We start from the raw sequence: 26,435 nt of genomic DNA on the forward strand, positions 1-26,435 counted from the left end.
AAGCCGAACCGGAGCAACCAGGCTGGCTGGAGGCAGCGGAACCGTTGGCGTGAGCGAGCGGACGTTCCGGCGCTGGTTCGGCGCTTGGAAGAGACAGAGGACGCAGGACTCTTGGATCGCGATTGGGCCGACGATCGGACCAACGGATGCCACCGCACCCGGCACCGGCCCACTTCGTGCACGCCAAAGCCGCGCCCACGAGTACTCTGGTGCATTGGACGCTGGCCAGCTCGCGCCCCATTTCCGCCACACGAGCTACAGCACACCGCAGTATCCGCTTCCTCTCACTCCCCCTCATCCGATTAGCACGTCGATTTCCTTCACCTCGACGAGGTTGGCGATTTCCGAATAAAGATCCACGGCTTGACCAGCCGCTGAGATCGAGATGACCAGCGAATAGCGCGCCTTGTCGGACACCCGCCGCTGGCCCGCATGTGATTTCCACCAGCCACCTACAGGATAGATCGCAATTGAATCGTGGCCGGCAAGCTCAATTGCACGCCCACGCCACAAATCGCAGTGCAGCGAGCCGGCTTGAACAGCCTTGGGCCCCAGCAGCCAGCAGCTCGTTTCCCCATCCGGCTCGGAACCGTCCTTTGCCTGGCTGGCAGAGATGCGGCTTCTGAACCGAGCCTTTGTTTCGGTCCGCTTTTTCATATCGAAGCGAAGCCCAAAAGACCGGTAGGTATCGGGTCGAGTTGCGGCCTTGCCGGTGACGTTTGGCTCGATGAAGTAGGAGAGCGTCACCTTCATGACGACGATCTCGTTCTCGATCTGCTCCAGCGCTGTCCTCGGCCAAGGCAGATCGTAGAAGTGCATCTCGTTGAATACGCCAGTCCGCCCGTCTGCCCCGACCGCGAAAGGCTGAATTTCGGCTTCGGCGATCAGCGTGACGTCATTTCGCGCGGAAAGGACGGCCCGCCCGATGTCGGGCACACCGTAACCGACTTCGCGCAGCATCTGCTGCTTCTCGACCTTCGACCCACCCTTCCAGTGGGCGCCGCGGCCGATGAACTGGTTGCGGATCGGTTGCGGCCACTGCGCCGAGTCGATTGTCAGCGCGCGGTGCGTCTCCGGCCAAAGGCCCGGCAAGGCGGCCTGCAAGGTGCCGATAAAGTTCCCGGCCATGCCTGCTGCCGCGCTTGTCGCCCAGAACGGCACCAGCGGTTCCGCCGCCACGTCCGACCCAGGCGCCAAGAGCGAAACGGACGGACTCCAAGCGCAGAAGCCGGTGGTGTCAGAGAGCATATTTCCAGCTTCGAACAACACCTCCGGCTTAATTGGCGTCAGGTCATCAGGGAGCGACTGCGATCCGCGGCTGAAGGGGCTGCGGTGGTTTGCAGGGACAACCGCCTCCAGGGCCGGCGACGGTGCAGGCGGCTGTTCCTTCCGGGTGAAGCCGCCGATTGTCAGGGTGTTCCAGCTCTGCGCAGGATCCTCGAGCGGCTGGGACGGCACAACGTTCACCATCATCCCGCCCGACACGTTGCCGGTTGCTGCCATCACCAAGCGCTTCGGTCGCTCCGACGCCGACACACCATCGACCATGTCCCCCGGCATCGATCCTGCCGCGATCTGATCGAGCGCCCCGCTCCAGCTCGACGGCCGGTCCGATGGAAAATCGGTCGCGGTGGTGGCGATACAAAAGCTGCGCCGTACGTCTGGCCGTTCCGTTTCAACCGAGGCGACCGCCCCTTGGGTGACCACACCGTAGCTCGGTGGCTTCGTAGGGGGAAAGCCGTCTGGCGGAAGGAGCTTCATCGACTCGACTGCGTGGGTAAGAGCCACTGGCCGCGTGTCGTTCATGAGCGGCTCCAGATCGCCGTAGAGCACGAGGCCGGCCAGAGCCGTTCCGTGTCCCCCCTCGGGATGATGATCGTCAGGCCCCCAGTCTGCATCATAGGCCCAAACGCCGCGCAGACCCGGCGAGATCAGTGGGTGAGCGGCGTTGACGCCGGTATCCAAGGCACACACCGCTGACGCGTCCTGAGCCGGCGGCGTCACGCGCGCCGCCAGCTCCGCGACCCAATCGTGCTGACCTAGCCTATTTTCGCCGCGTTCAAGGAATGGCTCGATCGTGCCCGTCGCCCGTCTGATCTCTGTAATCGCGCCCGGAGAACGCCCCGCAAAAGCGGCGACCGCGCTGGCTGAGGCATGAACGAACAAGACCGTCGTGTCCGGGAAGATGAGCCGATCTGAGTGGACGTCAAGGTTGGTGCTGCGCGCCAACGCTGCGAGCCGACCAGCAAGCACCACCGGCTGCCGCACCCAAAGCTCCCACCACATGATGTCGGTGGCAGCGAGATCGACGGTACCGGTGAAAAGGGAACTGACCTGAGTCGCGAGCACGGTCTCGACAACCTCGAACCGGTCGACGTACGGCCGACGCTGGTTGCCGGGATCGCGCCCATAGTCGGCAATCCTCTCCCGGAGATAATCGCGCGCGTCGTCAGGCACGAAGATCAGCGCGCTCTCCGAGCGATCATCGTTTCGCTCGGACCGCAATACGACGACGTCCTGCGCGGGAAACTCCAACGCAGCCGGTACCTTCGTGGCCTTGACCCGCGAGCCTTCGGCCGGCGGCATCGTCGTGACTTGGACGATCGCGCCCGGTTTGAGCCCCTCGATGGACAACCGCACATCTGCTTCCGGTACTGGAAGCTCTCCCAGCGCAACGGCAAGTTGATCAAGCAACGCCGCTGCATGCCCGGCATAGTCATCGCGAAGCGGCTTGCGCTTCTGGTTCCGGGCTGGAAAGGTGTAGGCTGCCGTCTCTCGGAAGTCGTCTATCGAGATGTGCGCGTTATTCCGCTCACCGTAATCTTGTGCCCCCGTCATAAGACCCTACGCGTATGTGAGATGTTCCATTGCGTCCGGCCAGCGGAGCCTCCCTAGCGACCGGACCGGCGGCGGAACTTCTGCTTGAGTGCTTGACGGTTTTGCAGAGCATCGCGCAGCGCCTCGGTCGACACCTTCGTCGCGCCTTCGAGGATTGCGTCCTTAATCACCGCGTCGGTTGCTCGCACCAACTCGCCCTGACTCAATCCTTCGAGCGCCCGGGCCAGATCCGGCGATAACTTCGAGACAAGCTTGAGCTTGCCGAGGCGGCGTTCAATGATCGCTCGCGCAGCCGCAGCATCGGGCACTGCGTATTCGATCACCTCGTCGAAGCGCCGCGCCAGCGCGTCGTCGAGTATCTCCACATGGTTCGTTGCGGCCAGCACGAGGCTGTCGGTAGAGTTGGGCTCCTCCATAAAGGCGAGAACGGAATTGAGCACGCGCCGAATTTCGCCCACGTCGTTCGGTTCGCCCCGACGCGCGCCGATGGCGTCAAACTCGTCGAGCAGATAGACGCCCCGTATCTGGGCAATCTGATCGAACAGCAGCCGCAGCTTGCCCGCCGTCTCACCGAGGAACCGGCTGAACAAAGACTCCAGCCGCACGGTGAACAATGGAAGCCGCAACTCTCCGGCAAGCGCCGAAGCGGTCATTGTCTTGCCAGTGCCCGGCAGCCCGACGAGCAGCATGTGCGTCGTAGGGGTTTGTCCGTGTTCGCGCAGGAGCGCGCGTTCGTGCTGCTGACGGACGACACGGGTCAGTCGCGCACGAACGTCGTCCGCCAGGACCATGCTTGCCAGCGTGATCTTGGGATAAGCGCTCTCGACGAGACCCTGAAGGTCGCCTCGGGGCCGAGCCAATGGGATCGGCGCCTGCCCACCGGCGGGTCTGCCCATCCGCTGCCGATCGCGTGCCTTCTGGACGAGGCGTTTCAGCTTCTCCGCCTCCTCTGTGTGTCCTTGCCGGGCCTCTTGGGCAGCGACCTGGAGCGCAATGGAGAGAAACTGGTCCTCATCGCCCTCGACGTGCGAGTTCAGGAGCGCGAGAAGGTGCTTTGCCGACATGCTCGCCTCCTTTCTTAGCCGCGACGGTTGAACTTAGAAGGTGCATTGGAGCACAACTGCCATAAATATATATAATTCTTGATCAAAGAACAACAACAATCCAGTGGCCGCCTAGCATGCCAGACTGGCGATAATCAGCGGCCGCGGTAGATGCAGTCCCAGCTCTGGTTGCTGACGAAGCGGTCGAAGCCGGCGCGGGGACCGCGGAACACGCTGCGATCGACCAGCTCGCCGGCGATCTTGCCATGCGGGAAATCGGCGATGGGGCCATTGTCGCCACTGGTGTACTGCCACAGGTTCCAGTCCGGCCACGGCGAGCCGGCGACGCGTGGCAGGATCATGCCGCCACGCAGGGGATTGCCCATGGCGTCGGTGCTGACCTTGTAGTTGGCGACCCAGAGCGGATTACGCGCCAGCAGCGCCCATAGTCCCGGCGTGTTGGCGATCTCATCGCGCTGCTCGTGGATGAAGTTCTCATAGGCGTAGACGAGCACGCCGCGGCCGGTGCGCGCCATGGCCCGGCGCAAAAAGCGATCGACCTCGGCGGCGCGCATGTAGTGATCCGGATCGTTGCCGTGCGGCTCCCAGTCGATGGCAAGCACCACCCGGCGCTGCGATGGCGGCAGCAGATCACACGCCGCCTTCACGACACGCAGGAAGTCGTCGGCCTGGCGATCGCCGGTGTCGGTCGGTGTCGCCCAGTGATAGGCGCCCAGCCGAAGGCCGGCGCGCGCGATCTCCAGGGTTCGGTCCGGGAACACCGAATCGACATCGTTGGGGCTGCCCGTGTCGCGCCCCAACGTGGCGCGATGAATGACCAGCCCGATGCCGTGCCGGCTCTTCAGCGTATTGTCGATCGGGATAGTGTTGTGGCTGGACAGGTCGAGCACAACCGACGGGTAGTCCCGGGGAGATACCGTCTTGGCCGCGACCGGCCGTGCCGAAGGTGACGCCGCGACGGACCGCTGCTGCGCGCTTGCCGGCATCGCCGCCAGCGACGCGACGCACAGGGCCAGGACTCTACCAACCACGTCTCCCCCTCGGCCCGGATCGCCAGGCCCATGACTGGACCCTCAACCCAAACGCACCCTACTACAGAATGCGGGCCGATCCCAGCAGCTCCAGAAAACGTGCGCCGGCACCGATGTCGCGCCGCAGACGCTGGTGGCGCTGGATGGCTTCCGAATCGTCACCCCACTTCTCGATCTCATACAGCGCGTCGAGCTCGGCCGCTTCGAAGGCAGCCGACGGATCAAGGTGGCGCTCCGATACCGCCAGCGCGAGCACGACCGATCCCATTGCCGTCGTCAGGTTGAACAGCGCCGACAAGCCGAAATCGCTGTGGGCGGCAACGGCCTGGACCAGTGCCGCAAGCGATTCCGGTGGCTGCGGCCGGTGCCGGATGCCGGCGGCAAGCTCCAGCGGCGCCGCGTAGCGCGTCGCGGCCCAATCCAGCAGCGGCTGCCAGACGCGCGCCTGTCGCACAACGAGATCCGTCGGCGTGTCGGCGCGGTAGCACAGCAGGTCGGAGCCGGCGTATCTCGCGGTATCGTCGATCACCTTGTGCCGCTGGCCGGTGACACGGTCGATGGCGGTGGCGGCGAGCCGCATCAACCCCATCTCGAGCGGCTTGATCTCGCCCTTCTCCGGTTGCTCGGTCCATTCCTGTGCAATCTCTGCCGCCAAGGCTTCGGTCGGCAATATCAATGGCCGCGCCGCGGGTGTGCGGATCGGCCGGTTGTCCAGCCGCACCTCGAAGCCGCCCGTCGCAGGCGCCACCGTCACGGTTTTGTAGAAACGCTTCATGGAGTCCCAGCACGCTCGTCGTGATCTCACCCCGTCCCGAACGGCTGGGCTATCGCACGGAGCAGGATTGCCCTGCCACCGGAAAAGACCCTCGCAGCGCCGGGGAGGTGCCGTGGCCGCGTCACCGGTTGCGGCGAGGCGTCGGCCGCGGCGGACGATACTCAGGTGCGACGGCCGGCGGGGGCGGCAGCTGCGAGCGCAGGCCCGGTCGCAGGCTGTCCAGCCGCGCCAACACGGTGGCGCAGGCATTGAGCCCGCTCTGACCGGCTGTGCGGGCTGCCGTCGTGATGGCTGCCGTCAGGCTGGCCACACGGGTGCCCGGCACGACGCCACCGGCCGACCGGGCGGCGGCGGCATCCGACTCGGCGCTGGCCTGGGCCAGCGTCCCCTTCAGCCGCAGCGGCAACGCGATCGACATCAACGCCAGCTCACGCGGCTCCGGCCACATCAGCAGGCCGAGCTGCTCGTTGCGAAGCTGGATATAGCCGCCCCCGATCGCCGTGAACCGTGGCGTGTCGAGCACCAGCTTGCGGATATTGGCGGCACCGCGCTCACCTTCCGGCCGGCCGCCGAACTCGACCTTGCCGGCGGCGCAGTTGAGCGTCGCCGGGCGGTCGCCAAGATTGAGCATGCGAATCCATTCCGGCGTCAGCAGGTGCGCCACATCCTTCGTGACCTGCGTCGATCCGATGACGAAATCCATGCTGCCGACGGCAAGGCCCAGCGACTCGCGCAGCGACCGCCCTGAGCCGCGCAGCTTCAGCTCCATATCGATCAAGCCGCCCTTCATGCCGGCCGACACGCCGAGCAGGGTCAGCAGCTCCTCCAGCGGCACCTTCGAGGTCGATGCGGTCAGGATCAGCACGGGCCCGGCGCCACTGGCGTCGATCTGGGCATCAATACCGAGCTGGCCGGTCCCGATCGTCACCGCCGGCCGCAACGTCAGCTTGCCGTCGTTGAGGATGAGGCTCACCGACAGCCCCTGCATCTTCACCGCGGCACCCACGACCTCGCCGATGCGCAACGCCAGCGATCCGTTCCAGCGCCGGATCGCATCGATGGGATAGGGATCACCGGGGATGACACGGCCGTCGGCCGGCGGTCGTGACGACAGGGCCGGCGCCACCACCGGTGGTGGCGCCGGCGACGGCGCGGGCGGCTGTGCCGCCTGCGCCGTCCCGGACGGGCCCGCCTCGCTGCCGCCGTTCGCCGGCGGTGACGGCTCGGGCGGGCGCGGCTGCAGGTCGGCAAGGTCGAAGCGATCAGCGGCCAGGTTCGCCACGACGATCGGCTTGCCCGCCTTGGTGGTACGGAAGATGAAGTCGCCACGCAGGGTGCTGTCGCCGATCTTCAGGTCGGTCACTTCCAGCTTGGTGCCGGAGCGTGGATTGGTCAGCTTCAGCTTCAGCGCGTAGGGTGCGGTCTCCGGCAGCGGCAGGTTCAACAGATTGCCGAGCAGCGCCAGGCTGCGCCCCTCGACCTCAGCCGCCATCTCCATCCGCCGCGAGGTCACCTGGCCCGTGATCGACACGGGCGCGCCACCCAGCGTGCCCTGCATGTCGAGATCGCCGGGCACGCCCTTGAACCAGCCGTCGAACGTGCCGGCCCGCTTCAGGGACAGCGCCAGGGCTTCGCTGTTGTTGATCCGGCCCAGGAATTCGCCGCTGACCGGCGCCGACGGCTGGGCCGCGAGGCCGATAAATCGATCGATGACAAACACGACGGCCGGCCGCTCCGCCGTCTCGCGCAAGGTCAGCGTCGATCCCTCGATCTCGACCCGGCTTATCCACGGCAGGCTGGGCGTGTTCTTGATGCGCAGCGACTGATGCTCGCTGGGGTGCGGCCCCGACCCTTCGACCGGCGGCTCCATCGCCAGGTTGCTGCGGCCCTCGCTGTCCCGCTCGATCAGAATGTCGGCGCCGAAGAGCTGGAGCCGGCCGATCCGGATCTCCCCCAGCAGCAGCGAGAACGGGTCGAGATGGAGCACCAGGCGCTTGATGCGGGCCATGTCGGGCCGCGAGCCGCCCGATGCGTTGGCCAGCACGACGTCCTCTGCGACGGCCGAGGGCGACAAGGTAAAATTGACACGCAGGCCGCCCTTCATCGCCAGCTCGCGGCCCGTCACCTTGCGCACCTGCTCGGCGATCTGATTCTGATAGCGGCTGAGGTCGCGGCTGCTGGCCCACAGGTAAAGCCCGGCCGGTCCCAGGATCAGCACCGCCAGCACCGAGGCCGTCATCAGCAGAAAACGCCGCACTCTTTCACCCGCTGTAGCAAGCCTTGCCGCCAACCGGATGTGGCGATGGCCCTTTTTACCGGGAACGAGACGGCGCGTCGCGCGGCATCTCCAGTCCCAATGTGGCGACCGTCGCCTCAAAATGCGGCGGTGGCGGGGCAAAGAGGCGCAACCTGTGCGCATCCTTGGCGGGATGCGGCAGTTCCAGCCGCGCCGCATGCAGGTGAAGCCGTCGGACAATCCCGGGCGCATCGATGACGGCGCGGTCGGCGCCGTATTTCACATCGCCCAGGATCGGTGTTCCCAATGCGGCGCAGTGCACCCGCAGCTGATGCGTCCGCCCGGTCAGAGGCCGCAGAACCAGCAGCGCCGCCTTCTTGCCGGCGACGTCGATGGTTTCGTAGTCCGTCACGGCGTGGTCGCCGCCGGCCTCGTCCACCACCATCGACTCGCGGCCGAAGGTGCCTCCTGTCCCCTTGGCCAGGGGCAGATCGATCGTGCCACGCGCCACCCGTGGCACGCCGACCACAACGGCCCAGTATTCCTTCAGGGTCGTGCGCTCACGGAAAGCCGCTGCCAGCCTGGCCGCGGCCGCCGCGCTGCGGCCGAGCACCAGCAGCCCGCTCGTGTCCTTGTCGAGCCTATGCACCAGGCGCGGCCGCTCCCCGGCATCGAAACGCAGCGCATCCAGGAGGCCATCGACATGAATTTGCGTGCGGCTGCCGCCCTGGACGGCAAGGCCGGGCTCCTTGTTCAGCGCGATCACGTGCTGGTCGCGGTACACGATGCTGGCCATCAGCGCCGCAGCCGCGCGCGGATCGGCAGCCGCCGCGCTGGTGGCGGACGGCGCCGGACCGGCCGGCTGCGAGCCCAGCGGCGGAATGCGGACCTGCTGGCCGGCGCTGAGGCGCTCGCCGGCCTGGGCACGTTTGCCATCGACCCGGACCTGGCCCGTGCGCAGCAGCTTCTCCAGGCGGCCATGCGAAAGCGCCGGATAGCGGCGACGGAACCAGCGGTCCAGGCGCAGGCCGGCCTCATCTTCGTTGACGGTGACCATCGCCACCGCGATCGTTTCACTCATGGGCCGACACTATCGGCGCGATTCCGTGCGGACAAGGCGAGCCACGTGCCAGCACGCTGCCCGCTCTCCGCTTGGACAAGGACACGCACCTTATCCCGGAAGGATGGTACTCTGTCGCATGCTTTCCTCGGCCCTGGCTGACAGCAGCACGGCGACCACGCCTCCCGCGGAATCGATCACGCTAGCGTCGCTATCGCCGGACGTGCCGATCGCGGTGGCGCCACAGGCCATTCGCGCCCTGCTCTTCCGGCCCGGCGGCGGTGCGTCGCGCGCGCCGGCCATGGTGATCCTGTCGAGCAGCGCCGGCATCCAGCGGCATCGCGAGCTGTTCTACGCCGACGCCATGGTGCGGGCCGGGATCTCAGCCTGCGTCGTCGACAGCTTCGGACCGCGCGGCGTGCGCACCACGGTCGTCGACCAGAGCCTGGTGACGGCCTACCAGATGGAATGCGACGCCCACGCCGCCCTGCAATGGCTGCGGCAGGACAGCCGCATCGACCCGGCGCGCATCGGCATCATGGGCGTGTCCAAAGGCGGCGTCGTGGCCGTCAACAGCGCCATTGCCGTGCGCCGGCGGTGGCGGGGCATCGATGACATCTTCGCCCTGCATGTCGGCATCTGCCCTGGATGCGTGGCCCAGCATCGCGACGCAACGACGACGGGCGCGCCCATGTTCCTGATGCTGGCGGAGCACGACGACTACACGCCAGCCCACTACGCCATCACCTACGCCGGCCGCATGCGCGATGCCGGCAACCGCGGCATCCGCATCAAGGTCTACAAGGCCCATCACGGCTGGGAGTCGATCGGGCCGGTCTACCACATCGCCAAAGCCCAGAACTTCTCCAGCTGTCCCAACCTGATCGAGGACGATGGCCGCCATTTCGTGCCAACCGCCGGCAGAACCATGTCGGAAAGCGACTATCGCGCCTGGGTGCGCCAGGCCGGCCTGCTGCAATACGGCGCGCATGCCGGCGGCGGCACGCTCGCCCTCAAGCAGCGGGCAACGGGCGACCTGATCACATTCCTGCGCGCCAACGGGTTCTGAGCCAGCGTGCGCGTGGCCGGCTGCGACAGCACCACGATCTTTCGTCGCAAGCACCGGCACTTGGCGCGCCCATGCGGCTGCAGCGCAGCCGCGGGCTGCCCCCAGTGTGGCAGCAATGCAACTAGCGCAATCGCTCATTTTTTCTTATATAACCGGTGAAAAGTTGGGAGATTGCTTGTGCTTAGGGGTATTCTGTCCGGTCCATGGGTCGGTCGCGTATGTTTTTGCGGCGTCCTGGCAATTTCCCTACTGAGAGGCGTTGAGCCTGCACGAGCCGAAGGCGACGCCACCGTTGTCGCGCTGAAGGATCGAATCCGCACGGCCATCCAGACCGCGACCGATGGCTCGGAGCCGATCCTGGCGGCCATCGGCAAGGTCTATGCCGAGCGCGAGCACACGTTGCTGTGGCTGGACCGGGGCAAGCCGACCCGGCGTGGCGAGGCGCTGCTCCAAGCGCTGAAGGCGATGCAGGACGAGGGCCTCGAGCCCGAGGACTACGACGTCTCGCTCATCGAGAAGCTGATGACCTCGGACACCCCGGTCGACCAGGCCCGGGCCGATTTCCTGCTGAGCCGGGGCCTGGTGCTGGCCGGAGCCGACATGTCCAGCGGCCGGGTCAACGCCAATGCCATCGACAAGGACATGTCCCCGGTGCAGCGCCGCCCCGACTACGCCGCGCTGGCGCGCGATGGCTTGGTGGCGTCCGATCCCCAGGCGTTCATCCAGTCGCTGGCGCCGGCGGGACGGCAGTATCCGGCGCTGAAGAAGGCGCTGGCGGAATGGCGCGAACGGGTGAAGACCGAGACCTACACCAAGGTGCCGCGCGGCGAGCTGCTGCGGCCCGGCAACTGCGACCCGCGCGTGCCCCTCATCCGCAAGCGGCTTTCGGAGACCGAGGCCGACGTTCCCACGGCGCAGGGCGACCCGAATTGCTATGACGACGGCCTGGTGGCGGCCGTGAAGCGCTTCCAGGACGCGCACAACCTCAGCGTCGACGGTGTCGTGGGCCCGCGCGTCACGGCATCCATGAACATCCCGATCGAAGAGAAGGTGCAGCAGATCATCGTCAACCTCGAGCGCCGGCGCTGGGCGCCGGAAGCTCCCGGCAGCCGCTATCTCCTGATCAATGCGGCCGACTACGCCGCCGTGTTCGTCGACGACGGGCAAGTCGCGTTCCGAACCAAGGTGATCGTGGGCACGGCCAAGGACCAGACGCCCGAGATCACCAGCACGATGCATAGCTTCCAGACCAATCCGTACTGGACGGTGCCGACCTCGATCGCCGGGGAAGAATACCTGCCGATGCTGCGCCGGGATCCCTACGCGCTGCAAAAGTCCAACATGCGCATCTTCGCCGACTGGAGCAGCGACACCGAGCTCGACCCGGGCACGGTCGACTGGACGAGCGTGAGCCCCAAGGCGTTCCCCTACCGCATCCGCCAGGAGCCGGGCGCGTCCAATGCCCTGGGCTACATCTTCTTCCCGTTCTCCAACAAGTACGGCATCTACGTGCACGACACGTCGAGCCGCTTCCTGTTCACCGAAGGCAGCCGCAACTTCAGCCACGGCTGCATTCGCCTGCAGAACCCCTTCGCATTCATCGAGGCAGCGGTGAAGGGTTCCACCAGCGTCAACCGCGCCAGGGTCGAGGCGATGGCCAACGGCGGCCGCCAGGCCAGCTTCGGCTTTCCTGCCCCCATCACCATCATGGTGACGTACCAGACGGTGTTCGCCGACGACAACGACAAGCTCCAGTTCCGCGACGACATCTACGGCCGCGACCGCAAGGTCTTCGCCGCGATGCGCAAGACACGCACGTTCGAGCGCGCACGGTAGGGATCAGAAGATACTCGGGACGTCCGCACGCGTTGAACCGGGCTGCCAATACTGACCGGCAACGCGTGCGAGCCTCATCATCACGAGATCAGTGACGGCCCCCCGCGGCGGCCGGCCGAGGCGACCTTGGCCTTCTCCCCGCGCTTGGCGGCGCGTTCAGCTTCGTGCTTCTCGATCATGCGCTGGGCGGCGTCGCTGCGCTGCCTGGACAGGCTGTCGCGGTTGGCAGTGACCCAGGCGTAGGACTCCTCACGCGCGACATTGCTGCGGTCGAAACAAGGCATCACGAAGCGCGCATAGAGCTCGTAGGAGCGCCTGGTCGCGTCCCAGTCGGCGATGTTGTTGGCCATGTGCAGCATGACACCGAATTCGCCCTGCTTGGCCTGCAGCTTCTTGATCAGGTCGATGGCGTCGTCGGGCGTGCCGATCACCCCGATCTTGTTGTCCAGCCAATAGTCGACCACGTCGGTGCCCGGCGGCACGTTGAACCGCGGCATGTTGTTGTTGATGTAGTCGAGATACTGCTGGATGCCGAAGCGCACGTTCCTGCGCGCCTGCTCGCGTGTCTCGGCGATGTGGAACGGCGCCACCAGCCGCAGCCGTTGCGGATCCATCCTGTGGCCATGCTCCTCGGCGATCTCACAGGCGGTTCGCCAGTTCACACCCAGCGCGTCGAAGCCCTTGGTCTCGGCGGCCGCAACGCACAGCATGCCGAGATTGTAGCGCCCGGCAAGGCGCCCGCCCGACGGCGTCACCGCGCTGGCCACCGCCACCTCCGGATACGGGTCGCTGTAGGGCAGCAGATGCAGGCGGGCCTGATTGAGCGAGTACCAGTCCGTCCTCTCGGTCACGACCTCGCCGCGGAACAGGCGCAGGATGACGTCGAGCGCCTGCTCCATGCGGTCGCGCTGCGTGTTGGGATCGATGTCGAGCATGATGGCGTCGGAAGCCAGCAGGCCCGGACCGGCGCCGAACATCACGCGGCCCCTGGTCTGGTGGTCGAGCTGGATGATACGGTTCGCGACCATCAGCGGGTTGTGATAGGGCAGCGAGATCACACCGGTGCCGAACCGGATGTGCCTGGTGCGCTCGGCCGCAGCGGCTATGAACACCTCGGGCGACGAGATGGTCTCGAAGCCGGCGGAATGATGCTCGCCGATCCAGGCTTCATGGTAGCCGAGCCGGTCGAGCCACTCCATCAGCTCGAGGTCGCGATGCAGCACGTTGTTGGGGTTCTCGTTCATCGCGTGGAACGGCGGCAGGAATATCCCGTGCCTCATCTTCGCCATCGCGCACTCTCCTCGGCCGGCCCTCTGACAGCGCATCGTGGCCGTCCCGCCGCAGGCGGGTCAAATGCATTGTCGCCCGTGCGCCATGCTCGCCCGGAATGGCCGCCGCCCTCCCCCACGCGCAGCGTCTGTCGGATTCACACATCTCGCAGGTCGACCCCGCTGTCATCCTGAGCGCAGCGAAGGATCTTTTGAGCCCTGGGTCCGCACGGAATTCACCCTCGACATCCGTGTGCCGGCACGTTCCGTTCGTGCGAAACGACGGTCTAAAAGATCCTTCGCTTCGCTCAGGATGACAGAAGCGCGCTTCCCGTAAGATATGTCCACTCCTCCCCAACTTCGTTGGGGAGGATCGTCATTCACCCTTGTGCCGCTTCTCGCGCAGCTTGGCCCAGTACTCCAGGCGCTTGCGGATCTCGCGCTCGAAGCCGCGCTCGACGGGACGGTAGAGCTCACGCCGCGCCATGCCGTCGGGGAAGTAGTTCTGGCCGGAGAAGGCATCCGGCGCATCGTGGTCGTAGTCGTAGTCCTTGCCGTAGCCGAGCTGCTTCATCAGCTTTGTCGGCGCGTTGAGGATGTGCATCGGCGGCGCCAGCGAGCCTGTCTCGCGCGCCGCCTGGCGCGCGGCGCTGCTGGCCACGTAGAGCGCGTTGGATTTTGGCGCCGTCGCCAGATAGACGACGGTCTGGGCAATGGCGAGCTCGCCTTCGGGCGAGCCCAGCCGCTCGTAAGCATCCCATGAGGCAAGCGCCTGGGTCAGCGCCTGCGGGTCGGCCATGCCGACATCCTCGGACGCGAAGCGCACCAGGCGGCGGGCGAGATAGAGCGGGTCCTCGCCGCCATCCAGCATGCGGGCGTACCAGTACAGCGCCGCATCGACGTCGGAGCCGCGCAGCGACTTGTGCAGGGCGGAGATCAGGTTGTAGTGGCTCTCCTGCCCCTTGTCGTAGATCGGCGCCCGCTTCTGCAGCAGCCGGGCGAGATCCTCGGGCGACAACGGGGCGTCCACCTTCAGGTCCAGAACCTGCTCAGCCATGGTCAGCACGTAGCGGCCGTCACCATCGGCCATGGCGCACACGGCCTCGCGCGCGGCGTCGGTCACGGGCAGAGCGCGTCCGACTGCTTCCTCGGCGCGCGACAACAGGGTCATCAGGGCCGGCGTGTCAAGCCGGCGCAGCACCAGCACCTGGCAGCGCGACAGAAGCGCGGCATTCAGCTCGAAGGACGGGTTCTCGGTCGTGGCCCCGACCAGGGTCACGGTGCCGTCCTCGACGTAGGGCAGGAAGCCATCCTGCTGGGCGCGGTTGAAGCGATGAATCTCGTCGACGAACAGCAAGGTGCCGCGGCCACCCAGCCGCCGCTGGCGCGCCGCGTCGAACACCTTGCGCAGGTCGGCCACGCCGGAGAACACTGCCGACAGCGGCTCGAAGTGCAGGTTCACATGATCGGCTAGCAGCCGGGCGATGGTGGTCTTGCCGCAGCCCGGCGGCCCCCACAGGATCAGGGAGCCCAGCCGCCCCGCCGCCAGCATGCGGCCCAGCGGCGCATCGGGCGCCAGCAGATGATCCTGGCCGACGATATCCTCTACCCGGGCCGGACGCAGCCGTTCGGGCAGCGGCGTCGGCGTCAGCGCACTGAACAGCCCGCCCGCCATATCGCCGCCTCCACTGCTCAGCCGCGGAAGTTGAAGGTGCGCACTTCGCCGTCGCGTCGCACGGAGACGCTCCAGCGATCCGGCTGGCTGCTCACCATGGTGCGCAGCGTCGACACCGAGTCGATCTCGCGGCCGTTGATCCCCACGATGTAGTCGCCGACCTTCAGGAACTGCGCGGCAAAGGCACCCTGCGGAACTTCCGCGACGATCACGCCACCCTGCCCGGCCTCGATGGCGAGCTCATCGGCCACGGCCGGTGACATGTTCATCACCGTGACGCCGGTCAGGGGCTGGCGCCCCGTAAGCTGCGTGCGGTCACGCGGCGGCACCTCGGGCGGCGCCGCGATCTTCACGACGTAGGTCTCTTCCTGGCCCTTGCGGATGGTGCGCACCCGGATGGTCGCATCCACGGGCTGCGTCGACAGACGGAAGCGCAGCGCTGCCTCGTCGTCGACCGGCTGGCCGTTGATCGTCAGCAGCACGTCGCCCACCTTCAGGCCGGCGCGGGCAGCGGGGCTATCGGCAGCCACGGCGCGGATGATCACGCCCTGGGGACGGGCCATGCCCAGCGACTGCGCCAGGTCCGGCGTCACGCGCTGCACGCCGATGCCGAACCACGGCCGCGTCAGCCGGGTACCCTTCTCGGCCACCTCGATGATGCGGGCCACGATGTTGGAAGGCGTGGCGAAGCCAATGCCGACACTGCCGCCGCTGCTTGAATAGATGGCGGTGTTGATGCCCACCAGCTTGCCGTCGAGCGTCAGCAGGGCGCCGCCGGAGTTGCCGGGGTTGATCGCCGCGTCAGTCTGCAGGAAGAAGCCGCTCTCGGTGACACCGCTGCCGCTGCGCGCCACAGCCGAGATGATACCCGACGTCACCGTCTGCTGCAGGCCGAACGGATTGCCGATCGCCAGCACAAGGTCGCCGACCTCGGCAGTGTCCGAATCGCGCAGCTCCAGGTAGGGCAGCGGCTCGTCGCCGACATCGACCCGCAGCACGGCCAGATCGTAGCGGTCGTCCTGCAGGACCACCTTGGCCGGCAGCTCGCGCTTGTCCGAGAACACGACCTGGATCTCGTCGGCGTTGCGCACGACATGGGCGTTGGTGACGATCAGGCCGTGGGCACGCAGCACGACGCCGGAGCCGAGCGCGTTCTGCACACGCTCGCGCGGCAGGGCGCGCATGTAGTCGTCGCCGAAGAAGCGGCGGAACACCGGATCGTCCAGGAACGACGGCCGCTGCGTCCGGATTCGCGTCTTGGTGTAGATGTTGACCACGGCCGGCGAGGCCCGCTTGACCAGCGGCGCGAACGACAGCTGGATCTGCTCGCGCCCAGACGGAACTTCCGGCTCCCGCGCCAGGGCCGGCGTCGCGATACCGACCGCGATAAGGAGCGCCGCCAGGGCCGCCCGACGGAAAGTGCGTTGCATTCGAGCCTGTCCTTGCCCGGCACCGTGGACGACATCCTAGCCGGTCCGCCGACAGGTGGAAAAAGAAAGAGGCGGCACTGTGGCCGCCTGCCTTTCACCTCTCCCGCTGCGCGGGAGAGGTCGGCGGGCGCCCAGCGCCCGGCGGGTGAGGGCTTCACGCGAGGCGCCTCGTCCTGGCCCCCTCACCCTCCCATTGCGCTACGCGCAATGGGCCCCTCCCTCTCCCGCTTGCGGGAGAGGGCAAATCATGCCTGCGCTTGCGGCTCGGCGTCGTCGGCTGCCGTCGGCTCGCCCGACGGACCGCTGTCCTTGCCCTTGGCTTCGGGATCGCGGTCGACCAGCTCGATCAGCGCCATCGGGGCGGCGTCGCCGTAGCGGAAGCCGGCCTTGAGCACGCGCGTGTAGCCGCCCTTGCGGTTCTTGTAGCGCTCGGCCAGCGTGGTGAAGAGCTTGTCGACGATCGCCGCGTCGTTGCCCAGCGACGCCAGCGCCTGGCGACGGGCGTGCTGGCCGCCGCGCTTGCCCAGCGTGATCAGGCGCTCGACCTGCGGCCGCAGGTCCTTGGCCTTGGGCAGCGTGGTGCGGATCTGCTCGTGCTTGAGCAGCGCCAGCTCCAGGTTCATGAACAGGGCCTTGCGATGCCCCGACGGCCGGTTGAGCTTACGGCCATTCATTCCGTGTCGCATATCCAGTCTCCGTTGTGTTTATCGACGCACGCCGGCAAGCCGACATGCGCGTTGGGGCCTGTGGCCCTGTGGCGACCGCGCGCGCGAAACGCGCGCGGCCGGAACTCAGTACGGCTCCTCGAGACGCTTGGCGAGCTCCTCGATGTTCTCCGGCGGCCAGTTGGGGATCTCCATGCCGAGATGGAGGCCCATCTGGGCCAGCACTTCCTTGATCTCGTTGAGCGACTTGCGGCCGAAGTTCGGCGTGCGCAGCATCTCGGCCTCGGTCTTCTGCACGAGGTCGCCGATATAGATGATGTTGTCGTTCTTCAGGCAGTTGGCCGAGCGCACCGACAGCTCCAGCTCGTCGACCTTGCGCAGCAGGTTGCGGTTGAACGGCAGCTCGTCGGCCGGCTCGACGGCGCGGGCCTGCTGCGGCTCCTCGAAGTTGATGAACAGGCGCAGCTGGTCCTGAAGGATGCGCGCCGCCAGGGCCACCGAATCCTCCGGGCTCACGGTGCCGTCGGTCTCGATGCTCATCGACAGCTTGTCGTAGTCGGTCACCTGGCCGACGCGACTGTTGTCGATCTTGTACGAGACCTTCTTGACCGGGCTGAACAGCGCATCGACCGGGATCAGGCCGATGGGGGCGTCGGCCGGACGATTGGCGGTGGCCGGCACATAGCCCTTGCCGGTCGAGACCGTGAGCTCCATGTGCAGCGAGGCGCCGTCGTCGAGCGTGCACAAAACGAGCTTGGGGTCCATGATCTGGATGTCGCCCGTGGTCTCGATCATGCCGGCCGTCACCTCGCCCGGGCCGGTGGCGCGCAGCACCAGCCGATGCGGCCGGTCGGACTGCATCTTGACCGCCATCGACTTGATGTTGAGCACGATGTCGACCACATCCTCACGGACGCCGGGGATGGAGGAGAACTCGTGCAGCACGCCGTCGATCTTGATCGACGTCACCGCCGCGCCTTGCAGCGACGACAGCAGGATGCGGCGCAGCGCGTTGCCCAGCGTGAGGCCGAAGCCGCGCTCCAGAGGCTCGGCGACCAGCGTCGCCTGGCGCGTCGGATCAGCACCGGGTTCGATCTGCAGCTTGGTCGGCTTGATCAGCTCTTCCCAATTCTTCTGGAGCACGGGGGATACCTCTCGCGATCGGGTTGGGGGCGGCAGGCACACGGCGGGGCCGCCGGCCCCTCCTCTACGTCAAACACCGCGATGCCGACGGCATCGCGGTTGGAACCCGGGGCGCTGCCGGCCAACGCCGGCGCACCCGACAAAACATCAAACGCGCCGTCGCTTGGGCGGACGACAGCCATTGTGCGGGATCGGCGTCACGTCACGGATCGCCGTCACGCTCAGCCCGACCGCCTGCAGCGCGCGCAGCGCCGATTCGCGGCCTGAGCCGGGGCCACGCACCTCGATCTCAAGCGTGCGCATGCCGTGATCCATCGCCTTGCGGCCGGCGTCCTCGGCCGCCATCTGCGCCGCGAACGGCGTCGACTTGCGCGACCCCTTGAAGCCCTGTGCACCCGACGACGACCAGGCGATGGTGTTGCCCTGCACGTCGGTGATCGTGATGATCGTGTTGTTGAACGACGCATTCACGTGAGCGATGCCCGACGTGATGTTCTTGCGTTCGCGGCGGCGCGGACGGCCAGCGGCCGCAGTGCCCGCGGCGGCGGGAGCTTTGCCCATACGTCTTTCCTATCCTCTCGGGCTCACGAAGCCTTTTTCTTGCCAGCGATCGGCTTCGCCGGCCCCTTGCGCGTGCGCGCGTTGGTATGGGTCCGCTGGCCGCGCACGGGCAAGCCCCGGCGGTGTCGCAGGCCCCGGTAGCAGCCGAGATCCATGAGCCGCTTGATGTTCATCGCGACCTCACGACGCAGGTCGCCTTCCACGACATAGTCGCGGTCGATGGCCTCGCGGATGCGCAACACCTCGTCATCGCTGAGCGAGCTGACGCGACGGTCGAGCGTGACCCCGACTTTCTCACAGATTTCAGCGGCCTTCCTGGGGCCGATCCCATGTATATACTGAAGCGCGATCAGGACGCGCTTGGCGGTAGGAATGTTGACGCCGGCAATACGAGCCAATGTTCTTGCTCCTTCAAGGACTTAAGACGCGCTCCGCACCCGGGAGACGACGCCTGCGGCGCTCCGGAAAGCGGGCGATTATATGAATCGCGCCCCGGGAGTCAATTCCGGGGTTTTGTCAAGCCTTTCCAAGCGCTTGGGTCAGCTGACGATAGACCTCGTCGATCGGCGCCATGCCGTCGATCCACTGCAGCCGGCCGGCCTGCTCATAGTACGGCAGGATCGGCGCGGTCTGCTCGTTGTAGACGCGGATACGCTGCTTCAGGGTTTCCGGGTTGTCGTCGGGCCGCAGCGGCTGGCCAGCGGCCTGCGCGTCACGCGCCCGGCCGTCGATGCGGTCGAACAGGATCTTCTCGTCGACCTTCAACGCCACGACACGGTCGATCGAGAGCCCCTGGGCGGTCAGCGCGCGGTCCAGCGCCTCGGCCTGGGCCACGGTGCGCGGAAAGCCGTCCAGCACGAAGCCCTGAGCGCAGTCCGGCGCCTTGATGCGCTCCAGCAGCAGGCTCACGACCAGGTCGTCAGGAACCAGATCGCCGCGCGCCATGATGTCCTTGGCGCGCAGGCCCAGCTCGGTGCCGGCCGCCACAGCGGCGCGCAGCATGTCGCCGGTGGACAGCTGGCGTAGACCGAACTGCTCCTCCAGCCGCCGCGCCTGGGTTCCCTTCCCGGCGCCCGGCGGCCCCAGCAGGATCAGCTTCATCGTCCCTTACCCCCCTTGAGACGGGCCGCGCCGATCAGATCGCCGTACTGGTAGGCCATCAAGTGCGACTGCACCTGGTTGATGGTGTCCAAGGTCACGGACACGACGATCAGCAGGCTGGTGCCGCCGAAGTAGAACGGCACCCCGCCGCGCGAGATCAGCAGCTCCGGAATGATGCAGACGGCCGCCAGATAGGCCGAGCCGATCACGGTGATGCGCGTCAGCACGTATTCGAGATAGTCGGCCGTGTTCTTGCCGGGGCGGATGCCGGGCAGGAAGCCGCCGTACTTCTTCAGGTTCTCAGCCGTCTCGGTCGGCTGGAACACAACCGTGGTGTAGAAGAAGCAGAAGAAGACGATCAGGGCGACATAGGTCAGCAGATAGAGCGGCTGGCCGTGGCCCAGATAGGTCGAGATCCACTGCATCCACTCCGCCGACTGGCCGCCCTGGAAGCCCGCGATGGTGGCCGGGAACAGCAGCAGCGACGAGGCGAAGATCGGCGGGATGACGCCCGAGGTGTTGATCTTGAGCGGCAGGTAGTTGGTGGTCACCTGGGAGCCGTAGCCCGTGAACCGCTTCGGGTACTGCACCAGGATGCGCCGCTGCGAGAGCTCGACGAAGACGGTGAAGGCCACCACCGCGATCGCGCCCACGCCCAGCCCGATGATGAACAGCGCCGACAGGGCGCCGGTGCGGCCCAATTCCAGGGTGTGCACCAGGGCGCCGGGCATGGCGGCGACGATACCCGCGAAGATGATCAGCGAGATGCCGTTGCCCACCCCGCGCGATGTGACCTGCTCGCCCAGCCACATCAGGAACATGGTGCCGCCGGTCAGGGTCACGACCGTCACGAAACGGAAATAGAGGCCCGCCTCGGCCACGACCGGGCCGACGCTGCTGGTCTGCGCCTCCAGCCCGACCGCTATGCCGTAGGCCTGCAAGGCAGCCAGGAACACCGTGCCATAGCGGGTATACTGGTTGATCTTCTTGCGGCCGGCCTCGCCCTCCTTCTTCATGGCCTCGAACGACGGCACCACCGTCGTGAGGATCTGCATGATGATGGAGGCCGAGATATACGGCATGATGCTGAGCGCGAGGATCGACATGCGGCCGATCGCCCCGCCGGAAAACACGTCGAGCAAGCCAGCGATGCCGCCCGCCTGGCGCTGGAACATCTCGGCCAGCGCCACCGGATCGACACCGGGTAGCGGGATATAGCTGCCAACACGATAGACGATCAGCGCGCCCAAGGTGAACCACAGGCGCTTCTTCAGCTCGGTTGCCTTGCTGATATTCGCCCAGTTCAGGTTCTTGGCGAGCTGTTCGGCGGCGGATGCCATGCGGTTCGACCCTCAAGGGCCCGGCGGGTCGCGCCGGGCCTGAAACACTGCTGAGCGCCGGACGCCGCCTCAGGCGGCCTTCTTTTCCTGGCTCGCCGCCACCTCGACCTTGCCGCCGGCCTTCTCGACCGCGGCAATCGCCGGCTTGGAAGCCCCGGCCACCGACAGGGTGACCTTGGCCGTCAGCTCACCCTTGCCCAGCAGCCGGACACCATCACGCAAATTGGTGACGAGACCCGCCGCCTGCAAGGCCGCGGCGTCGATGGTCTTGGCCGGGTCGAGCCGGCCGGCGTCGACCGCCTTCTGCACGGCGCCGAGATTGACCTCGGCAAACTCCAGCCGGAACGGCTTCACGAAGCCGCGCTTGGGCAGGCGCCGATGCAGCGGCATCTGACCGCCTTCGAAGCCCTTGATGCTCACGCCGGTGCGCGACTTCTGGCCCTTCACGCCGCGGCCGCCGGTCTTGCCCTTGCCGGAGCCGATGCCGCGGCCCACGCGCATGCGCGGCTTGCGGGCGCCCGGGTTGTCGGAAATTTCGTTGAGTTTCATGGCTGCGGTTCCTGAAGGTCAGACCACCACTTCTCCCCGGGTCAGCGGGAAGAAGGGCCGGGCAATTACTTCGCCGGCTCGACGCGGATGAGGTGGTGGACCTTGTTGATCATGCCGCGCACCGAGGGCGTATCCTCCAGGACACGGCTGCGGTGGCGCTTGTTGAGGCCCAGCCCGACGAGCGTGGCGCGCTGGTCCTTGGTGCGCCCGATCGGGCTGCCGATCTGGGTCACTTTAATGGTCGGCTTGTCGGACACCGTCTCTCTCCTCAGGCCGCGGCTTCGGCGGCCACCTGGTCGTCGCGGCGGCCGAGGATATCGGCGACCTTCTTGCCGCGGCGGCCCGCGACGGTGCGCGGCGACTGCACGGCGCTCAACGCCTCGAAGGTGGCCTTGATCATGTTGTGCGGGTTGGAAGTGCCCACCGACTTGGCGACCACATCCTTCAGGCCGACCGTCTCGAAGACGGCGCGCATGGCGCCGCCGGCGATGATGCCGGTGCCCGCCGGCGCGGCGCGCAGCACCACGCGGCCGGCGCCGAAATGGCCGATCACGTCATGATGCAGGGTGCGGCCCTCGCGCAGCGCGACGCGGATCATGCCGCGCTTGGCCGACTCGGTGGCCTTGCGGATCGCCTCGGGCACCTCGCGCGCCTTGCCGGTGCCGTAGCCGACCCGGCCGCGCTGGTCACCGACCACGACGATTGCCGCAAAGCCGAAGCGCTTGCCACCCTTCACCGTCTTGGAGACGCGGTTGATATCGACGAGACGGTCGATGATCTCGCTCTCCTCGCGGTCAATGGAGCTGTCGCGCCGCTGACCCCGACCGCCCTCACGATCCGACCGGCGGCCACGGCCGCCGCCCTCGCCGCCCTCGCGCGGGCCGCCGCGGCCCGAACCCGGTGCACGTGCCATGGTTTATCGTCTCCCGATCAGAACGCCAGACCGCCCTCGCGGGCGGCGTCGGCCAGCGCCTTGACGCGGCCATGGAACAGGTAGCCGCCGCGGTCGAACACGACCTGCTTGACGCCGGCCTCGATGGCGCGCGCGGCGATCAGCTTGCCGACCTCGGCCGCCGCTGCCTTGTCGGCGCCGGTCTTCAGCTTGCCCTTGAGGTCGGCGTCGGCCGACGAGGCCGCCGCCACCGTGTGGCCCTTGGTGTCGTCGATCACCTGGGCGTAGATGTGCTTGCCGGAGCGGAACACGCTCAGCCGCGGACGCAGGCCGCCTTTGCTGCGCAACCCGTGGCGCACGCGGCGCCGCCGGCGCTGGAAGAGATTTTCGGACATCGTCGTGCTCCGGCCTACTTCTTCTTGCCTTCCTTGCGCAAGATATGCTCGCCAGCATACTTGATGCCCTTGCCCTTGTAGGGCTCGGGCGGCCGCATGCCGCGGATCTCGGCGGCGACCTGACCGACACGCTGCCGGTCGGCGCCGCTGATCTCGATCTCGGTCGGCTTTGGCGTCTTGATCGCGATGCCAACCGGGATCGGGTAGAGAACCTCATGGCTGAAGCCGAGCTGCAGCTTCAGCGCCTTGGCGTCGGCGGCCGCTCGGTAGCCGACGCCCTCGATCTCCAGGTTCACCGTGTAGCCCTCGTGCGCCCCCTGGATCAGGTTGCGCACCAGGGCACGGCTGGTGCCCCACAGCACCCGCGAGCGCTTGGTGTCCTCGCGCATCTTGACGGTCACGACGTTGCCTTCCTTGGCAACGGCGATCTCGTCGGCGACGCGCATGGACAGCTCGCCCTTCTTGCCCTTGGCCTTGACCATCTGGCCGGCCACGTCGACCGTGACGCCCGCCGGGATGGGGACCGGATTCTTGCCGACACGCGACATGGTCAGAACACCTTGCAGATGACCTCGCCGCCGACATTGGCAGCGCGGGCCTCGTTGTCGGACATGACGCCGCGCGGCGTCGAGAGGATCGAGATGCCCAGCCCATTGTAGTGCTTGGGCAGGTCGGCGATCTTCGAATACACGCGGCGTCCCGGCTTGGAAACCCGCTTGATCTCGCGGATGACCGGCCGGCCGTTGTCGTACTTCAGCTCGATGCGCAGCTCGCGGATGCCCGGCCGCAGCTCCTCCTCGAAGAAGCCGCGGATGAAGCCTTCGCGCTGCAGCACGTCGAGCACGTTGGCGCGCAGCCGTGAGGCCGGCGCCGTGATGGAGTCCAGGCGGGCCGACTGCCCGTTCCGGATCCGTGTCAGCATATCACCGACGGGATCGCTCATCGACATGATCGGTCTCTCCGTCTCACCAGCTCGACTTGACGACGCCCGGGAGCTGACCCCGCGAGGCCAGCTCGCGCAGGCCAATGCGCGAGAGCTTGAACTTGCGATAGACACCGCGCGAGCGTCCCGTCATCTCGCAGCGGTTGCGGATACGGACGCGGGCGCTGTTGCGCGGCAGTTCGTTGAGTTTGAGCTGCGCCTCGAACCGCTCCTCGATCGGCTTGGAGCGATCCATCACGACCGCCTTCAGCGTCGAGCGCTTGGCGTGTTGCTGCTTGGACAGCTTCTCGCGACGCTTGTTCTTCTCGACCATGCTCGTCTTGGCCATGTGATGGTCTCCCGCCCTTCAGTTGTAGAAGGGGAAATCGAAGCCGCGCAGCAGTGCCTTGGCCTCGGCGTCCGTCCGCGCAGTGGTGCAGATGATGATGTCCATGCCCCGGACCTTGTCGACCTTGTCGTAGTCGATTTCCGGGAACACGAGCTGCTCCTTCAGGCCCAGGGCGTAATTGCCGCGGCCATCGAAAGACTTGCCGTTGAGTCCCCGGAAGTCGCGCACGCGCGGCAGGGCGATGTTCACCAGGCGGTCAAGGAATTCGTACATGCGGTGGCGGCGCAGGGTGACCTTGCAGCCCAGGGCCATGCCCTCGCGCACCTTGAAGGTGGCGATCGACTTGCGGGCCTTGGTGATCACCGGCCGCTGGCCGCAGATCAGCGCCAGCTCGGCCGCGGCATTGTCCACGGCCTTGCGGTCGCCGACGGCCTCGCCGACACCCATGTTGATCACGATCTTGTCCAGCCGCGGCACTTCCATCGGATTGCCGTAGCTGAACTCCTGGCGCAGGGCCGGGCGGATCGTCGCTTCGTAGTGCTCTTGCAGACGGGAAGACATGTTCTTCTTCCTCCTCAGCGGTCGATCTGCTCGCCCGATGCGCGGGCCACGCGCACCTTGCGGCCGTCCTCGAGGAACTTGTAGCCGACACGCGTCGGCTTGCCGCTCGACGGGTCGATGTGAGCGACGTTGGAGGCGTGAATCGGCGCCTCGAACGACACGATCTGGCTCTGCTCGGCCTGGTTGCGAGCCTTGCGATGGCGCTTGCGGACATTGATGCCCGAGATCACCACACGGTTCTCCTCGGGCAGCACGCGCGTGACCTCGCCCTGCTTGCCTTTGTCGCGACCCGCGATCACGATCACGCGGTCGCCCTTCTTGATCTTCATCTTCGGCATGTCTGGGCGCTCCTTACAGCACCTCGGGCGCGAGCGAGATGATCTTCATGAACTTGCGCGCGCGCAGCTCGCGCGTCACCGGTCCGAAGATGCGGGTCCCGATCGGCTCGTCCTGCTTGGTGATCAGCACCGCGGCGTTGCGGTCGAAGCGGATGGCGCTGCCGTCGGGCCGCCGGATCTCGCGCGCCGTGCGCACGATCACCGCCCGATGCACCTCACCCTTCTTGACCTTGCCGCGCGGAATGGCGTCCTTGATCGACACGACGATGACGTCGCCGATCGTGGCGGTCTTGCGTTTGGACCCGCCCAGCACCTTGATGCACTGCACCCTGCGCGCGCCGGAGTTGTCGGCGACGTCCAGGTTCGTCTGCATCTGGATCATGGTCTAGCTCCTTGGCAGCGTCAGGACGCCGCTTGCTCCGTGAGGACCACCCACCGCTTGGTCTTGCTCAGCGGCCGGCTCTCGATGATGCGCACCGTCTGACCGACCTTGATGGCGTTGGTCTCGTCGTGCGCGTGGTACCGCTTGGAGCGGCGAATGAACTTCTTGTAGATCGGATGCTGGACGCGACGTTCGACCTCGACGACGATGGTCTTGTCCATCTTGTCGCTGACGACGACGCCCTGCAGAATTCGCTTCGGCATCTTGGGCTCCTCAGCCTGCGGCCTTCTTCGCCGCCTGAAGGCGGGCGCGGCGGGCCCGTGCTGTGTTGTCGGTCTTCTGCACCAGCACCGTGCGGATGCGCGCGATATCGCGCTTCACGCGTCGCATGCGGGCGGTGTTGTCGAGCTGGCCGCTGGCCTTCTGGAAACGAAGGTTGAAGGACTCCTTGCGCAGGTCGATGAGCTGCGTCTTGAGCTCGTCCACGGTCTTGGCCTGCAGGTCGGCTGCCTTGCTCATCATGCGCCTCCAACCGTCATGCTGCGGGTCACGAACTTGGTCTTGATCGGCAGCTTGGCGGCGCCCAGCGCGAAGGCCTCCTTGGCCACCGGCTCCGGCACGCCGTCGATCTCGAACATGATGCGGCCCGGCTTGACGCGGCACGCCCAGAACTCGGGCGCGCCCTTGCCGCTGCCCATGCGGACCTCGGCCGGCTTGCTCGACACCGGCACGTCCGGGAACAGGCGGATCCAGACGCGGCCGGTACGCTTCATGTGGCGGGTGATGGCGCGGCGAGCGGCTTCGATCTGGCGTGCGGTCACGCGCTCGGGCTGCAGCGCCTTAAGGCCGTAGGTGCCGAAGGCCAGCGTCGTGCCGCCCTTGGCGACACCGCTGATCCGGCCCTTGAAGGCCTTGCGGAACTTGGTTCTCTTGGGACTCAACATGGCGGCAATCT

The 26,435-nt window shown here is 66.8% G+C and carries 30 protein-coding genes; 2 read left to right on the forward strand and 28 right to left on the reverse strand.

Features of this window, described 5'->3' with window-relative positions; genetic code table 11:
• Window positions 1-294 precede the first annotated feature (294 nt).
• The 6 genes from FHP25_RS16130 to FHP25_RS16155 all read right to left on the reverse strand — a co-directional run bounded on the left by FHP25_RS16130 (window position 295) and on the right by FHP25_RS16155 (window position 9,025).
• A complete protein-coding gene (locus FHP25_RS16130) occupies window positions 295-2,838 on the reverse strand; it encodes a S8 family peptidase (protein ID WP_147847977.1) in 2,544 nt (847 codons plus the stop codon).
• 53 nt (window positions 2,839-2,891) lie between these two features.
• Window positions 2,892-3,902, reverse strand: coding sequence for an AAA family ATPase (locus FHP25_RS16135; RefSeq protein WP_147847978.1), 1,011 nt, complete (start codon window positions 3,900-3,902; stop codon window positions 2,892-2,894).
• A gap of 134 nt (window positions 3,903-4,036) precedes the next feature.
• The gene (locus FHP25_RS16140) at window positions 4,037-4,933 is read right to left on the reverse strand and encodes a glycoside hydrolase family 25 protein (RefSeq protein WP_147847979.1); all 897 of its coding nucleotides are present in this window, start codon (window positions 4,931-4,933) and stop codon (window positions 4,037-4,039) included.
• 61 nt (window positions 4,934-4,994) lie between these two features.
• On the reverse strand, window positions 4,995-5,708 hold the full coding sequence (locus tag FHP25_RS16145) for an ATP12 family chaperone protein (protein ID WP_147847980.1): 714 nt from the start codon (window positions 5,706-5,708) through the stop codon (window positions 4,995-4,997).
• A 121-nt stretch (window positions 5,709-5,829) separates the two neighbouring features.
• On the reverse strand, window positions 5,830-7,965 hold the full coding sequence (locus FHP25_RS16150; protein ID WP_178133565.1) for an AsmA family protein: 2,136 nt from the start codon (window positions 7,963-7,965) through the stop codon (window positions 5,830-5,832).
• A gap of 55 nt (window positions 7,966-8,020) precedes the next feature.
• Complete coding sequence (locus FHP25_RS16155) at window positions 8,021-9,025, reverse strand: RluA family pseudouridine synthase (protein WP_231712346.1); 1,005 nt, start codon at window positions 9,023-9,025, stop codon at window positions 8,021-8,023.
• A gap of 118 nt (window positions 9,026-9,143) precedes the next feature.
• Here FHP25_RS16155 and FHP25_RS16160 point away from each other — a divergent pair, with 118 nt between their 5' ends.
• A complete protein-coding gene (locus tag FHP25_RS16160; protein WP_178133566.1) occupies window positions 9,144-10,073 on the forward strand; it encodes a dienelactone hydrolase family protein in 930 nt (309 codons plus the stop codon).
• A 177-nt stretch (window positions 10,074-10,250) separates the two neighbouring features.
• Entirely contained in the window at window positions 10,251-11,909 is a 1,659-nt protein-coding gene (locus FHP25_RS16165) for a L,D-transpeptidase family protein (RefSeq protein ID WP_147847983.1), read from the forward strand.
• Between the two features lie 80 nt (window positions 11,910-11,989).
• Here FHP25_RS16165 and FHP25_RS16170 read toward each other — a convergent pair whose 3' ends face one another.
• The 22 genes from FHP25_RS16170 to rplP all read right to left on the reverse strand — a co-directional run bounded on the left by FHP25_RS16170 (window position 11,990) and on the right by rplP (window position 26,424).
• Window positions 11,990-13,198 (reverse strand): LLM class flavin-dependent oxidoreductase, encoded by a 1,209-nt coding sequence (locus FHP25_RS16170; protein ID WP_147847984.1) that lies wholly within the window; start codon window positions 13,196-13,198, stop codon window positions 11,990-11,992.
• A gap of 355 nt (window positions 13,199-13,553) precedes the next feature.
• The gene (locus tag FHP25_RS16175) at window positions 13,554-14,852 is read right to left on the reverse strand and encodes a replication-associated recombination protein A (protein WP_147847985.1); all 1,299 of its coding nucleotides are present in this window, start codon (window positions 14,850-14,852) and stop codon (window positions 13,554-13,556) included.
• Between the two features lie 17 nt (window positions 14,853-14,869).
• On the reverse strand, window positions 14,870-16,282 hold the full coding sequence (locus FHP25_RS16180; RefSeq protein ID WP_147847986.1) for a Do family serine endopeptidase: 1,413 nt from the start codon (window positions 16,280-16,282) through the stop codon (window positions 14,870-14,872).
• A gap of 245 nt (window positions 16,283-16,527) precedes the next feature.
• Entirely contained in the window at window positions 16,528-16,968 is a 441-nt protein-coding gene (gene rplQ / locus FHP25_RS16185) for a 50S ribosomal protein L17 (RefSeq protein WP_147847987.1), read from the reverse strand.
• 105 nt (window positions 16,969-17,073) lie between these two features.
• Window positions 17,074-18,090, reverse strand: a complete 1,017-nt coding sequence (locus tag FHP25_RS16190) for a DNA-directed RNA polymerase subunit alpha (RefSeq protein WP_147847988.1) — start codon at window positions 18,088-18,090, stop codon at window positions 17,074-17,076.
• 147 nt (window positions 18,091-18,237) lie between these two features.
• Window positions 18,238-18,651, reverse strand: a complete 414-nt coding sequence (gene rpsK / locus FHP25_RS16195; protein WP_147847989.1) for a 30S ribosomal protein S11 — start codon at window positions 18,649-18,651, stop codon at window positions 18,238-18,240.
• A 23-nt stretch (window positions 18,652-18,674) separates the two neighbouring features.
• A complete protein-coding gene (gene rpsM / locus FHP25_RS16200; protein WP_147847990.1) occupies window positions 18,675-19,049 on the reverse strand; it encodes a 30S ribosomal protein S13 in 375 nt (124 codons plus the stop codon).
• Between the two features lie 118 nt (window positions 19,050-19,167).
• The gene (locus FHP25_RS16205) at window positions 19,168-19,752 is read right to left on the reverse strand and encodes an adenylate kinase (protein WP_147847991.1); all 585 of its coding nucleotides are present in this window, start codon (window positions 19,750-19,752) and stop codon (window positions 19,168-19,170) included.
• The gene (gene secY, locus FHP25_RS16210; RefSeq protein WP_147847992.1) at window positions 19,749-21,092 is read right to left on the reverse strand and encodes a preprotein translocase subunit SecY; all 1,344 of its coding nucleotides are present in this window, start codon (window positions 21,090-21,092) and stop codon (window positions 19,749-19,751) included. Before secY ends, FHP25_RS16205 begins: the two co-directional genes overlap by 4 nt.
• Before the next feature lie 69 nt (window positions 21,093-21,161).
• Window positions 21,162-21,641 carry a 50S ribosomal protein L15 gene (gene rplO / locus FHP25_RS16215; RefSeq protein ID WP_147847993.1) on the reverse strand — a complete coding sequence of 160 codons (480 nt, stop codon included), beginning with the start codon at window positions 21,639-21,641 and terminating at the stop codon, window positions 21,162-21,164.
• A 65-nt stretch (window positions 21,642-21,706) separates the two neighbouring features.
• Window positions 21,707-21,898 carry a 50S ribosomal protein L30 gene (gene rpmD / locus FHP25_RS16220; RefSeq protein WP_147847994.1) on the reverse strand — a complete coding sequence of 64 codons (192 nt, stop codon included), beginning with the start codon at window positions 21,896-21,898 and terminating at the stop codon, window positions 21,707-21,709.
• A gap of 11 nt (window positions 21,899-21,909) precedes the next feature.
• Window positions 21,910-22,554: a 30S ribosomal protein S5 gene (gene rpsE / locus FHP25_RS16225; protein ID WP_147847995.1), complete on the reverse strand. Its 645-nt coding sequence runs from the start codon at window positions 22,552-22,554 to the stop codon at window positions 21,910-21,912.
• Between the two features lie 17 nt (window positions 22,555-22,571).
• Entirely contained in the window at window positions 22,572-22,928 is a 357-nt protein-coding gene (gene rplR, locus FHP25_RS16230) for a 50S ribosomal protein L18 (RefSeq protein ID WP_147847996.1), read from the reverse strand.
• Between the two features lie 14 nt (window positions 22,929-22,942).
• The gene (gene rplF / locus FHP25_RS16235) at window positions 22,943-23,476 is read right to left on the reverse strand and encodes a 50S ribosomal protein L6 (RefSeq protein WP_147847997.1); all 534 of its coding nucleotides are present in this window, start codon (window positions 23,474-23,476) and stop codon (window positions 22,943-22,945) included.
• 2 nt (window positions 23,477-23,478) lie between these two features.
• Window positions 23,479-23,877 (reverse strand): 30S ribosomal protein S8, encoded by a 399-nt coding sequence (gene rpsH, locus FHP25_RS16240; RefSeq protein WP_147847998.1) that lies wholly within the window; start codon window positions 23,875-23,877, stop codon window positions 23,479-23,481.
• 16 nt (window positions 23,878-23,893) lie between these two features.
• Window positions 23,894-24,199 (reverse strand): 30S ribosomal protein S14, encoded by a 306-nt coding sequence (gene rpsN, locus FHP25_RS16245; RefSeq protein WP_147847999.1) that lies wholly within the window; start codon window positions 24,197-24,199, stop codon window positions 23,894-23,896.
• A gap of 18 nt (window positions 24,200-24,217) precedes the next feature.
• Entirely contained in the window at window positions 24,218-24,760 is a 543-nt protein-coding gene (gene rplE, locus FHP25_RS16250; protein ID WP_147848000.1) for a 50S ribosomal protein L5, read from the reverse strand.
• 14 nt (window positions 24,761-24,774) lie between these two features.
• Window positions 24,775-25,098, reverse strand: a complete 324-nt coding sequence (gene rplX, locus FHP25_RS16255) for a 50S ribosomal protein L24 (protein ID WP_218578411.1) — start codon at window positions 25,096-25,098, stop codon at window positions 24,775-24,777.
• A 13-nt stretch (window positions 25,099-25,111) separates the two neighbouring features.
• The gene (gene rplN, locus FHP25_RS16260) at window positions 25,112-25,480 is read right to left on the reverse strand and encodes a 50S ribosomal protein L14 (protein ID WP_119263519.1); all 369 of its coding nucleotides are present in this window, start codon (window positions 25,478-25,480) and stop codon (window positions 25,112-25,114) included.
• Between the two features lie 20 nt (window positions 25,481-25,500).
• The gene (gene rpsQ, locus FHP25_RS16265; protein ID WP_147848001.1) at window positions 25,501-25,743 is read right to left on the reverse strand and encodes a 30S ribosomal protein S17; all 243 of its coding nucleotides are present in this window, start codon (window positions 25,741-25,743) and stop codon (window positions 25,501-25,503) included.
• A 10-nt stretch (window positions 25,744-25,753) separates the two neighbouring features.
• Window positions 25,754-25,999 carry a 50S ribosomal protein L29 gene (gene rpmC, locus FHP25_RS16270; protein ID WP_147848002.1) on the reverse strand — a complete coding sequence of 82 codons (246 nt, stop codon included), beginning with the start codon at window positions 25,997-25,999 and terminating at the stop codon, window positions 25,754-25,756.
• A complete protein-coding gene (gene rplP / locus FHP25_RS16275; RefSeq protein WP_147848003.1) occupies window positions 25,999-26,424 on the reverse strand; it encodes a 50S ribosomal protein L16 in 426 nt (141 codons plus the stop codon). The genes rpmC and rplP overlap by 1 nt, the downstream gene beginning before the upstream one ends.
• Window positions 26,425-26,435: the final 11 nt, after the last annotated feature.

The sequence above is a fragment of the Vineibacter terrae genome (genome assembly GCF_008039615.1).
Lineage (GTDB): Bacteria > Pseudomonadota > Alphaproteobacteria > Reyranellales > Reyranellaceae > Vineibacter > Vineibacter terrae.